General features: G+C 67.5%; 13 protein-coding genes and 1 pseudogene. 12 read left to right on the forward strand and 2 right to left on the reverse strand.

All coding sequences use genetic code 11. The features are described 5' to 3' along the window. On the forward strand, positions 1-927 hold a 927-nt coding region (locus tag LXM94_RS11630; protein ID WP_235771483.1), incomplete at its 5' end, for an AMP-binding protein. Beyond that, positions 911-2,101: a thiolase family protein gene (locus LXM94_RS11635; protein WP_235771485.1), complete on the forward strand. Its 1,191-nt coding sequence runs from the start codon at positions 911-913 to the stop codon at positions 2,099-2,101. The genes LXM94_RS11630 and LXM94_RS11635, both read left to right, overlap by 17 nt. Positions 2,102-2,114: 13 nt before the next feature. Here LXM94_RS11635 and LXM94_RS11640 read toward each other — a convergent pair whose 3' ends face one another. Continuing rightward, positions 2,115-2,516 (reverse strand): acyl-CoA thioesterase, encoded by a 402-nt coding sequence (locus tag LXM94_RS11640; protein ID WP_408015627.1) that lies wholly within the window; start codon positions 2,514-2,516, stop codon positions 2,115-2,117. A 22-nt stretch (positions 2,517-2,538) separates the two neighbouring features. On the opposite strand from LXM94_RS11640, the gene LXM94_RS11645 reads away from it, so the two are divergent. From LXM94_RS11645 to LXM94_RS11685, 9 genes are all read left to right on the forward strand, one after another. Continuing rightward, positions 2,539-3,534 carry a zinc-dependent alcohol dehydrogenase family protein gene (locus LXM94_RS11645; protein ID WP_235771487.1) on the forward strand — a complete coding sequence of 332 codons (996 nt, stop codon included), beginning with the start codon at positions 2,539-2,541 and terminating at the stop codon, positions 3,532-3,534. Positions 3,535-3,597: 63 nt separating this feature from the next. After that, a complete protein-coding gene (locus LXM94_RS11650) occupies positions 3,598-4,530 on the forward strand; it encodes a histone deacetylase family protein (RefSeq protein WP_235771488.1) in 933 nt (310 codons plus the stop codon). Between the two features lie 2 nt (positions 4,531-4,532). Further along, the gene (locus LXM94_RS11655) at positions 4,533-4,787 is read left to right on the forward strand and encodes an exodeoxyribonuclease VII small subunit (RefSeq protein ID WP_235771489.1); all 255 of its coding nucleotides are present in this window, start codon (positions 4,533-4,535) and stop codon (positions 4,785-4,787) included. A gap of 172 nt (positions 4,788-4,959) precedes the next feature. After that, entirely contained in the window at positions 4,960-5,139 is a 180-nt protein-coding gene (locus tag LXM94_RS11660) for a hypothetical protein (protein ID WP_235771490.1), read from the forward strand. Further along, entirely contained in the window at positions 5,093-5,488 is a 396-nt protein-coding gene (locus tag LXM94_RS11665; RefSeq protein WP_235771491.1) for a HepT-like ribonuclease domain-containing protein, read from the forward strand. The genes LXM94_RS11660 and LXM94_RS11665 overlap by 47 nt, the downstream gene beginning before the upstream one ends. A 62-nt stretch (positions 5,489-5,550) precedes the next feature. Beyond that, positions 5,551-6,474, forward strand: a complete 924-nt coding sequence (locus tag LXM94_RS11670; protein ID WP_235771492.1) for a pirin family protein — start codon at positions 5,551-5,553, stop codon at positions 6,472-6,474. A 203-nt stretch (positions 6,475-6,677) separates the two neighbouring features. Continuing rightward, positions 6,678-8,600, forward strand: a complete 1,923-nt coding sequence (gene dxs, locus LXM94_RS11675) for a 1-deoxy-D-xylulose-5-phosphate synthase (protein ID WP_235771493.1) — start codon at positions 6,678-6,680, stop codon at positions 8,598-8,600. 117 nt (positions 8,601-8,717) lie between these two features. Next, positions 8,718-9,980, forward strand: a complete 1,263-nt coding sequence (locus LXM94_RS11680; protein ID WP_235771494.1) for an AAA family ATPase — start codon at positions 8,718-8,720, stop codon at positions 9,978-9,980. Further along, complete coding sequence (locus tag LXM94_RS11685; protein WP_235771495.1) at positions 9,977-10,807, forward strand: HNH endonuclease family protein; 831 nt, start codon at positions 9,977-9,979, stop codon at positions 10,805-10,807. The genes LXM94_RS11680 and LXM94_RS11685 overlap by 4 nt, the downstream gene beginning before the upstream one ends. Here the strand turns inward: LXM94_RS11685 and LXM94_RS11690 are convergent. Further along, a pseudogene (locus LXM94_RS11690) lies at positions 10,786-11,025 on the reverse strand (DUF4424 family protein); the annotation flags it as partial. The gene LXM94_RS11685 and the pseudogene LXM94_RS11690 sit on opposite strands and share 22 nt — an antisense overlap. 185 nt (positions 11,026-11,210) lie before the next feature. Between LXM94_RS11690 and LXM94_RS11695 the strand changes: the two are divergent. After that, on the forward strand, positions 11,211-11,483 hold the full coding sequence (locus LXM94_RS11695) for a hypothetical protein (RefSeq protein ID WP_235771497.1): 273 nt from the start codon (positions 11,211-11,213) through the stop codon (positions 11,481-11,483). Positions 11,484-11,570 lie beyond the last annotated feature (87 nt).

Below are 11,570 nucleotides of genomic sequence, written 5' to 3' on the forward strand. Positions count from 1 at the left end.
ACCTTTTCGCCGGGACCGCTCGCCCACGGCCTCGCGCTCTATGCGATGACCGAGACGCTCGCGGCGGGCGGCGAATTCATCGCCGCCCCGCATTTCGACGCCGCCGCCGCCGCGGCCCTCGTCACCGCGCATGAGGTGCGCCGGCTGGTGCTGGTGCCGACGATGCTGCGGCGGATCTGCGACAGCGTCTCCGGGACCCCGCTCCGGTCTGTGACGGCGGCGACGGTCGCGGGCGCGAAGCTCACCGTCGCCGACCGGCAGGCAGCGGCCCGCGCCCTGCCGCAGGCGGCGATCCGCGAATATTACGGCGCCTCCGAGCTCGGCTTCGTCAGCGTGACCGATCCCGCCGATCCGCCCTCGCCGACCGCCGTCGGCCGCGCCTTTCCGGGCGTCGGGCTTTCCGTGCGGGACGAGGCCGGCCTCGTTCTGCCGGCCGGCGAAACGGGCACGATCTTCGTCGACAGCCCGCTGATCTCCGACGGCTATCTTGCCGGCGGCGACGGCGCGGGGTTCCGGCGGCTCGGCGTGCTGGCGACGGTCGGAGACCTCGGCTTTCTCGATCAGGACGGCATGCTGCATCTCATCGGCCGCGCCGGCGGCATGCTCGTGTCCGGCGGCAACAACATCTATCCGTCCGAGATCGAGGCGGTGCTTGTTTCCATGCCCGGCATCCGCAGCGCCTTCGCCTGCGGCCTCGAGCATGCCGATCTCGGGACGGAACTGGTGGCGGTAATCGAGCCGGACGGCGTCGCGCCCGACGCCGATGCGCTCGCGCTGGACCTCGCCGCCCGGCTGCCGCGCTACAAGCACCCCCGTCGCATGTGGCTCTGCCGCTCGATGCCGATGACCGGATCGGGCAAGGTGGCGGCGAAGACCGTGCGGCACTGGATCGCAGAGGAGAGCGACGACCTTGAGCGCCTCTTCTGACCCCGCCCGCCGGCCCGTCATCGTCGCCGCGTTTCGCACGCCCGTCGGGCGCGCCGGCGGCAGCCTGCGGACCGTGGAACCCGCGAGCCTCGCCGTGCCGCTGATCCGGCGACTGCTTGCGGAAACGGGCACCGCCCCCGTGGCAATCGATGACGTGATCCTCGGCAACGCCGCCAACAGCGCCGGCAATCTCGCGCGCCTCGCGGCGCTCGAGGCCGGCCTGCCGGTCGCCGTGCCCGGCATGACCGTCGACCGGCAATGCGGTTCCGGGCTGGAGGCGATCGCGCTTGCGGCACGGCTCGTCCAGGCGGGCGCCGGCCGCTTCTATATCGCCGGCGGCACGGAAAGCGCGAGCCGCGCCAACCTGCGCTTCCAACCGCCGCGCACCGAAGGCGGGGACCCCATGCCGCTCAGGCGCGCGCGCATGGCGCCGGACACGGTCGGCGACCCGGACATGGGGATCGCTGCGGAAAACGTTGCACGGCATGCCGGCATCGCGCGCGCGCGGCAGGACGCCTTCGCGCTCGAAAGCCACCGCCGCGCCGTCGTTGCCCAAGCAGCCGGCCGCTTCGTCAACGAGATCGTGCCCGTCGGGACCCCGGAGGGGCCGATAGCCCGTGACGAATGCCCGCGGCCGGACACGACGCTCGAAAAGCTCTCCCGGCTGAAACCCGTGTTCCGCGACGACGGCACGGTGACGGCCGGCAACGCCTGCCCGATCAACGACGGCGCGGCGCTCGTGCTGGTGACGTCGCTCGAGGATGCCCGTCGCATGGGCACACGGCAGGGGCTCGCCTTCGTCGACGCCGCCGTCGCAGGCGTCGATCCGAACCTGCTCGGCCTCGGGCCGGTTCCGGCGATAGAGAAGCTCGTCGCCCGCAATCCGGACCTCGACCCGCGGGCCGTGCCCTTCGTCGAGTTCAACGAAGCCTTCGCGAGCCAGGTGCTCGCCAGCCTCGACGCGCTCGGCGTCGATCCGGCGGCGGTCAACCGGGACGGCGGCGCGCTCGCCCTCGGCCATCCCTACGGCGCTTCCGGGGCGATCCTGGCGGTGCGGCTGTTCAGCCAGATGCGCGACACGTCCCCCGGCACGCGAGGCCTCGCGACGATGGGCATCGGCGGCGGCATGGGGATCGCCGCGCTTTTCGAAACCGTCGCGTTTTCCGGCGGTTGACCGCCCGCCGTCCTCAAGCCTGAAACGGCTTCAGCCAGTCCCGGATCTCGGCCGGCAGATTGACGGGCTGGCGGCTTGCCGCGTCGACCGCCACCCAGACGAACTCGACATCCGCCACGGTTCTCCCCGCGGAGGAGATCACGACGGCAAAGCTGACCGACGTCGCGCCGATGCGGGTCACCGACACGGCGAGGCGGGCCGGATCGTCATAGGCAAGGCCGCTCGAAAAGGTACAGGCGGACTTTCGGACGAAGTAGACGATGCCGGCGTCGGCCTTCGGCCGGTGCCGCCAGAGATGGCCGAGCGCGGCCTCGGCATGGGCATAGTAGGCGGCATTGTGCATGTGGCCGTGCATGTCTATATCGCGGAACGGTATCCGGATCTCGGTCACTCGAATGTCCTGTCGATCGTCCACGCCGGCGCCCGCGAAAGAATCCATGCTGCGTTCCGTTGTTAGAGAGTTCGGCGACCCTTCTCAAGTGATCCTCCTCGAGGACGCGCCGCGTCCCGCGCCGGGTCCGGGCGAGGTCGAACTGCGCATCCTCAGGACCGCGATCAACCCCTCCGACCTCATACCGGTGACCGGCGCCTATCGCAGCCGCACGACGCTTCCCTTCGTGCCCGGCTTCGAGGGCGTCGGCGTGGTGGTGCGGACCGGTCCCGCGGTGTCCGGCCTGCGGGAGGGCGATCGTGTGCTGCCGATCGGCGCGAGCGGCCTTTGGCAGCAGTATCTCCTGCGGCCCGCCGCCTGGTGCTTCGCGGTGCCCGGCGGCCTCGCGGACGAGGCGGCCGCAACGAGCTACATCAACCCGCTCACCGCCTTCCGGCTCATCGCGGCGCTGGGCACGCATTTCGGCGCGGCGGCGGGGCGCCGCATCGGCGTGACCGCCGCAAATTCGGCGATCGGCCGCATGCTGGTCCACCTGCTCGCCGAGGCCGGCTTCCGGCCGGTCGCACTGCTGCGCAGCGCGGAAAGCCGCGACCGCTTTTCCGCCCGGAGCCCGGATGTCAAGACCTGCGTGCTCGGTGACGCCAGCGATGCCGTCCCGCCGGAGGGCCTCGACGGCGTGCTCGACGCCGTGGGAGGTGTCGTCGGCGACAGGCTCATCGCGCAGGCCCTTCGCCCCGGCGGCGCCTTCGTGCAGTACGGCGCGCTGAGCGGTGCCCAGCTCGACCCGCGGCTGGTGACGGAACGGCGCGACGTCGCCTTCAGCTTCCTGTGGCTGCGCAACTGGATCCATGCAACGCCGCGCGGCGAGATCGAGGCCGCCTTCGCGCGCAGCTTCGCGGGCGTCGCCTCGGGTGCGCTCGCAAGCGCCGTTGATTCGACCTTCCCCCTGGCGGATCTGGCCGAGGCCCTCCGCCGGCAGACCGACCCGGCGCGGCGCGGCAAGGTGCTGCTCGCGCCGGGCGACGCCGTCGCCGGCTGTTGAAAAGCCGGCGCGGGCAACCCATTTCCCGTGGACCTTGCCGGACGCAACGGATAGCCTCCCGCCATGACGACGATCCTCTACGAGAATCCGATCTTCCTCGAACACAAGGTGCCGGAGGGCCATGCGGAGCGTCCCGACCGGCTGCGTGCACTGAACCTTGCGCTCGAGCACGAGCGCTTCCGGGCGCTGAAGCGCCAGAAGGCGCCGCAGGCGAACGAGGATTTCGTGCTGCTCGCCCATCCGGAAGAGCATCTGCGCGCCGTGATGAAGGAGATCCCCGAGGAGGAGGACACGATCAACCAGCTCGAGGCCGACACCTATGCCAGCCCGGCGAGCCTGCAGGCCGCGCTGACGGGCATCGGCGGGGTGGTCGCCGCGGTCGACGACGTCTTTTCCGGACGCGCCGACAACGTCTTCGTCGCCTCCCGCCCGCCGGGACACCATGCCGAGAAGACGAAGGCCATGGGCTTCTGCTTCTTCAACAACGTGGCGATCGCCGCGCGTCACGCGCAGAAGGCGCACGGGGCGGAACGCGTCGCGATCGTCGACTGGGACGTGCACCACGGCAACGGCACCCAGGACATCTTCTTCGACGATCCCTCGGTGCTCTTCTGTTCGACGCACCAGATGCCACTCTATCCCGGCACCGGGGCGAAGACGGAGGTCGGCGCCGGCAACATCGTCAATGCGCCGCTCTCGCCGAATGCCGGCAGCGACCATTTCCGCGAGGCCTTCAGGTCGCGTGTCCTGCCGCGCGTCGCCGATTTCCGCCCGGACCTCATCGTCATCTCCGCCGGCTTCGACGCGCACCACCGCGACCCGCTGGCGCAGATCAACCTCGTCGCCGACGATTTCGACTGGGCGACGGCGAAGCTCCTGGAACTCGCGGACCGCTCGGCGAAGAACCGGGTCGTCAGCGTGCTCGAAGGCGGCTATGACCTGCAGGGCCTCGCCGAATCGGCGGCGACCCATATCGACCGGCTGATGAGAGGCTGAGCATGACCACCACACCGCAAGCCGCCGAGGTCTCGGCGCTCACCTTCGAACAGGCCGTCGAGGAGCTGGAAAAGATCGTGGCGGCGCTGGAGCGCGGCGACGTGCCCCTCGACCGGTCGATCGAGATCTACGAGCGCGGCGAGGCGCTGAAGAAGCACTGCGAGACGCTGCTCAGCGCGGCCGAAAACCGCATCGAGAAGATCCGCCTCGACCGCGCCGGCAAGCCGCAGGGCACGGAACCGCTCGACAGCGCGTGAGGGTGGCGGTCGACTGGCTTTTCGCGTTGTGATAGATTTTGCGCATGGTGAAGGACGAAATCATCGCGAAGCTTCTGAAACACCGCCTGAATTGGAGGCGGCGGGTGCGTGTCATTTGTCGCTTTTCGGGTCAGTCGCGCGAGGTGACAACGGGCCTCGATCGGACATAGACGTGCTGGTCAATCTTTCAGATGAGGTACGGAGTTCGGGCTTCGGCTACTTCGGGGCGCTTGCGGACCTGAAGGGCTTGATCGAGAAGATCACTGGTCACGATGTCGATATCCTTCCCGAGCCAATCCAGAAGGATGAACTTCGACAGCGAGTCGAACGGGACCGGATTGTTGCCTTCTAGTCGTCCCAAGACGCGGCTATGCGATATCGCAGAAAACGGGACGCGTATCCTCGCCTATACAGCCGGACTCGATCTTGACGCGTTCAGGTCCAACGTCCTTCGACGGGACGCGACCGAACGATGCATATTGCGGATATCGGAGGCGGCGACGAAATTGGATAGCCGAGCAGAAGAACTGCTACCGGACCATCCTTGGCGGCGAATCCGTGACGTTGCCAACGTGCTGCGTCACCTCTACGATCAAGTGGATGCAGAAATCCTACGGGATATCGTCACGAAACAACTACCGCCTCTTCTCGCCGATATCGAACGGATCTTACCTGACCTGCCCGAGGATTTCGAAGTTTAGACATTACCCCATCGTAAAGAGTAACAATACGCCAAAGAGCAGTTATCCGACCGGAGACCCCCATGTCCTTCTTCCCCGGAAACGACCCCGAGGCCGGCGATGCGGCGACCTGTGACGCGCTGGAGCATCTCATCATCCCGCGCACCAGCGATCTCGGCGGTTTCCAGGTGCGTCGGGCGCTGCCGACGGCGAAGCGGCGGCTCGTCGGTCCCTTCATCTTCTTCGACCGCATGGGGCCTGCCCTCTTCCGCGCCGGCCAGGCGATCGACGTCCGGCCGCATCCGCATATCGGGCTCTCGACCGTGACCTATCTCTTCGACGGCGAGATCAAGCATCGCGACAGCCTCGGCACGGAAATGGTGATCCGGCCCGGCGACGTGAACCTGATGACGGCGGGACGCGGCATCGTGCATTCCGAACGCTCGCCGGAAAACGTGCGCGGCCGCGACCATGCGCTCTCCGGCCTGCAGACCTGGCTGGCGCTGCCGGACGGGCACGAGGAGATCGAGCCGCTCTTCTCCCATACGACGAGCGGCGAGCTGCCGGCCTTCGCCCTGGACGGCGTCGAAGGCCGCGTCATCATCGGCCATTACGAAGGCTATCGATCCCCGGTCTCCGTTCTCTCGGACACGCTCTATACCGACTTGACGCTCGCGCCGGGCGCATCCGCCCCGCTTGCCGCCGACTGGGAGGAGCGGGCCGTCTACGTGCTGACCGGCACGCTCGACGTCGCCGGCGATCTCTTCGAAGCGGACCGGCTGCTGATCTTCCGCCCCGGCGACGCGATCACGCTGAAGGCCGGCGCCGAGGGCTGTCACGTCATGCTGTTCGGCGGCGCCGCCCTCGGCTCGAAGCGGCATATCTGGTGGAATTTCGTCTCGTCCTCGAAGGAGCGCATCGAGCAGGCGAAGGAGGAGTGGCGCAGCGGCCGCTTCGACATCGTGCCGGGCGACGAGGAGGAATTCATCCCGCTGCCGCAAGCCTGATCCACGTTGGCGCACCGGAAATCCGGGACAGCGCTTCACAGGCCGGTGATGCGGCAAGCCGCGCTGTTCCAATGTCTTGAAATTGCCTCTAAAGTGCACTGGAAGCGGTTGCCAAGCGGCCTGTCATCCTGCATGCACGGCAGGAACAGGCGCCGCATCCGTCAACCGGCGCCGACCGCAGGCTGCCGAAAAGAGGCTTGAGAGTGACACAACAGCCAGCCACGCCCCTCCTCGACAAGGTCACCTATCCCGCGGACCTGAAGGCGCTGGAAGACCGCGACATGCCGCAGCTCGCGGAAGAACTGCGCGCGGAGATGATCGACGCGGTGTCGCGCACCGGCGGCCATCTCGGCGCCGGCCTCGGCGTCGTGGAGCTCACCATCGCCATCCACAAGGTATTCGACACGCCGAACGACCGGCTGATCTTCGACGTCGGCCACCAGTGCTATCCGCACAAGATCCTGACCGGGCGGCGCGACCGCATCCGGACGCTGCGGCAGGAAAACGGCCTTTCCGGCTTCACGCGCCGCGCCGAGAGCGAATACGATCCCTTCGGCGCCGCCCATTCCTCCACCTCGATCTCCGCCGGCCTCGGCATGGCGGTCGCCGCCGAGATGACGGGCGAGAAGCGCAACGTCATCGCCGTCATCGGCGACGGTGCGATGTCGGCGGGCATGGCCTACGAGGCGCTGAACAATGCCGGCGCGCTCGACGCGCGGCTGATCGTCATCCTCAACGACAACGACATGTCGATCGCGCCGCCGACCGGCGCCATGAGCGCCTATCTCGCCCGCCTCGCCTCCGGGCGCAGCTACATGGGCTTCCGCGAATTCGGCAAGAAGCTGACGGCCTATCTCGGCAAGAACATCGACCGGGCGATCACCCGTGCCGTCGAGCACGCGCGCGGCTACGTCACCGGCGGCACCATGTTCGAGGAGATGGGCTTCTACCATATCGGCCCGATCGACGGGCATTCCTTCGACCATCTGCTGCCGGTGCTGCGCAACGTGCGCGACAACGCCCAGGGGCCTGTGCTGATCCACGTGGTGACGCAGAAGGGCAAGGGCTATCCGCCGGCAGAAGCCGCCGCCGACAAGTATCACGGCGTCAACAAGTTCGACATCATCACCGGCGCGCAGACCAAGGCCAAGCCGAACGCCCCGGCCTATACGGCGGTCTTCGCCGACGCGCTGGTGCAGGAGGCGGGCTTCGACGAGAAGATCGTCGGCATCACCGCCGCCATGCCGAACGGCACCGGGCTCGACAGGCTCGCGAGCGTCTATCCGTCGCGCACCTTCGACGTCGGCATCGCCGAGCAGCATGCGGTGACCTTCGCCGCCGGCCTCGCCGCCGAGGGCTTCAAGCCGTTCTGCGCGCTCTATTCCACCTTCCTGCAGCGCGCCTACGACCAGGTGGTGCACGACGTGGCGATCCAGGGCCTGCCGGTGCGCTTCCCGATCGACCGGGCCGGCTTCGTCGGCGCCGACGGGCCGACCCATGCCGGCTCCTTCGACACGACCTATCTCGCCACCCTGCCCGGCTTCGTGGTGATGGCGGCGGCCGACGAGGCGGAACTCAAGCACATGGTGCGAACGGCCGCCGCCTATGACGACGGACCGATCTCCTTCCGCTATCCGCGCGGCGAGGGCGTCGGCGTGGAACTGCCGGAGCGCGGCCGGATTCTCGAGATCGGCAAGGGCCGCGTCGTCAAGCAGGGCTCGAAGGTGGCGCTCGTCTCCTTCGGCACGCGGCTTGCCGACTGTCTGCTGGCCGCGGAGGACCTCGACGCCGCCGGCCTCCCGACGACGGTTGCCGATGCACGCTTCGCCAAACCGCTCGACCACGACCTCCTCCGGCAGCTCGCCCGCCACCACGAGGTGCTCATCACCATCGAGGAGGGTGCCGTCGGCGGCTTCGGCAGCCACGTGCTCCAGTTCCTGGCGATCGAAGGGCTGCTCGACACGGGGCTCAAGGTCCGGCCGCTGGTCTTGCCGGACGTCTGGATGGACCAGGCGAAACCCGAAACCATGTATGCCAGGGCCGGCCTCGACCGTGCCGGCATCGTGACGACGGTGTTCAACACGCTCGGCCAGAAGGCCGCGGTCGGCGTCGGGGTCGCGGGCTGAGGCAGGCTTCCCGCCGCCTGGATTAGTCGATAGCCTCCATGGCACGGGTGCGCCGGCGCCCGTTGCCAGGCGCTGCATCTTGTGGTTTTATTCCAGGGTCCCGGGTGGATTTGAACGATGTTCCTGAAACATCTGCAACTGACCAACATCCGCTGCTTCGCAGACGCTTCGCTGGATTTCGATCTTCCGGGCGGAAGCAACCGAAAGTGGACCGTCCTGCTCGGCGAGAACGGCACCGGCAAGTCGACGGTGCTGAAGGCCGTCGCGCTCGCGATGCTCGGCACCGATGCGATCGCGGAGCATCTTCGCGATCCCAACGAATGGATACGGGAGGGCGCCGAAGAGGCAAGCATCCGCGTCCGGTTCGAGACGAAGAAGGCCGAGGAGCGCGAAGTCACGCTGGTCTTCCGCCGCGGCGAAACGACGGCGCAGTTCCTGAGGCGCAGCTTCGAGACGGGCTCGCCGCTGGACGACGCGCTGGAGCACACGAGCCGCAGCTTCCTGACGATCGGCTACGGTGCATCGCGCCGGCTCGCACCGGCTTCGGTGTCGCGCAGCGGGGGAAGCGGGCCGTTCCGCCACCCGCGCGCGCTCAACGTCGCATCGCTGTTCGACCGGGAGGCCGAGCTGAACCCGCTCGAAAGCTGGGCGATGCAGCTCGATTACCAGAGCAACGGCGAACGGTTGTCGGTCGTCTCCGAGGTGCTGTCGGACTTTCTGCCGGACATGACCTTTTCCCATATCGACAAGGAAAAGAGCACGCTGATCTTCGACACGGCGGACGGACCGGTCTCCCTGCGCCAGCTTTCGGACGGCTTCCAGAATGTCGCGGCCTGGATCGGCGACCTGCTGTTCCAGGTCACCGAGATCTTCGAGGATTTCAAGAGCCCGATGCATGCGCGCGGCCTGCTCATCATCGACGAGGTCGACCTGCACCTTCATCCGAAATGGCAGCGGCGCCTCATCGACTTCCTGACGGCGCAACTGCCGAACATGCAGTTGCTGGTCACGACCCATTCCGTCGTTACCGCGCAGCAGGCGGCCCCCGGCGCGCTGCATTACTGCATCCGGCGGGACCGCGACGTGCGGATCGAGCCGTTCACCGCCGATCCGAGGACGATGCTGCTGAACCAGCTCATCGCCACGGAGGCCTTCGGCAACGCCTCGGACGAGTCGCTGCAGGTGGAGCACGACAAGGAGGCCTACCGCGCGCTTCACCGCAAGGAGACGAAGTCTGCGGAGGACATGGCGCATATGGCGGCGATCTCCGAGCGGCTCGGGCAACGCCCGGAGAGCGATCGGGAGCAGGCGCTTCTGAAGTCCGATCAGATCGAAATTCTCAGGAAACTCGAGGAAACACTGGCCAAGGCACGGCAATGATCCGGCTCGACCGAATTCGGTCCAAGGAAGCGATCCATTCGTCCTTTCGCGGGAAGACGCCGCAGAAGCGCCTTCGCGACCTGATGGCCGCGGTTCGCGATCATCGGGCCGCCAATACCGCGCTGGCCTTGAAGTTCGATTCCAAGTGGTCGGTCGTCAAGGATCAGTTGCTCACGGAAAGCTTCGACAAGTGTGCCTACTGCGAGACGGCAACCAAGGTCGTGGCCTTTGGCGATGTCGAGCACTACCGGCCGAAGTCGGTCTACTGGTGGCTCGCCTATGTCTATGACAACTACCTGGCCTCCTGCGCGGTCTGCAACCAGCTCTTCAAGAGCAACCACTTCGAGTGCAGCGGCGTGCGCATGGCGGGCCCGACGATCGAGGCGAGCACCACCGACGCGGAGTTCGACGTGATCGGGCCGGCCGCCATTCCCGATCCGCTCGACGCGCTCCAGGTCCAGGCCTTCATCGACCTGCACCGCCTCGAGGAGCCGCTGATCCCCAATCCCTATTTCGACGATCCCGAAGCGATCTTCGCCTGGGACGTGCTGGACGGCACGAAGGAGGTCGAGGTCATTCCCCAGCCCGGCATTCCGCGCGCGCCGGCGATCGTCGATGCTGCCGAACGGCTCTACGGGCTGAACCGGCCGGAGTTGAAGCGGCTGCGCTACAAGCAGTACGAGTTCTACCGCCTGGCGCGGGCGGCGGCCGACTCCCCCGGCATCGACCCGGCCATCAGAACGATGAGCCTGGAGCTGATCACATCGATGGTCCAGCCGGACAGCCAGTATGCCGGCATGATCCGCTATTTCGAGAAGAACCGCTGAGGCATGCGTCGGACGTTCGCCGTCCTACTGCCCGCGACCGGTTTCAGCAGCAAGATATCGATCTCCCCGTCCGGATCGAAGTCTTCCGCCTTCATGCGAAAGGTCGCCGGTCCGATCTTCGTCACGCCTTCGCCGCAGAAGCTGACGAGGGTTTCGGGCGCGCCCTTGTCGATCGTCAGGGTGAAGTCTTTGATCGGCCCGCCCCAGCTGGCGCCGGTGTCTCCGGATACGGTTGCGCCGGATAGCAGCCGACGTCGCGGCGTTCGGCAAGCGGAGGCGCGCGGTCAGGCTTTTTCAACCATCCCGTTTTGCCGCTCCGTAACCACATCCCTTGGCCGTTGCGAAACCTCTGGCTGCTAGTCTCCGGCGCATAAGAAAAACATTCGGACAGGGATGTTCCATCATGCGTCGTATCATCCTTGCGGCCCTTGCCGCAGCCCTTTGCCATGCCTCCTTCGCCGCCGCCGAGGACCGGCCGGCCTACGATCCCGCCGTCGCCAAGGCGGCGATCGCCATCCTGCAGAAGAAGCTGCCGGAAATGCGCGGCGGCTATGGCGTGACGGACACGCCGGCGATAGTCCGGCGCGCGGAAGACGAGGCGACGCCGCAGGGCATTTCCGCCCTCGTCGACCTCGACCGGCGCCCCTCGCCTGCCGGCCGCATCGTCTGGCTCTGAGCGGCCGGCAGGCGCCGGCGCTTGCCTTCTCGCCGCCGGCGCGGCATGAGGGGCGATGAACCCTAACCTGCCCCATGCCCGCCTCGA

The organism is Rhizobium alarense, assembly GCF_021555155.1.
Classification (GTDB): domain Bacteria; phylum Pseudomonadota; class Alphaproteobacteria; order Rhizobiales; family Rhizobiaceae; genus Rhizobium_D; species Rhizobium_D alarense.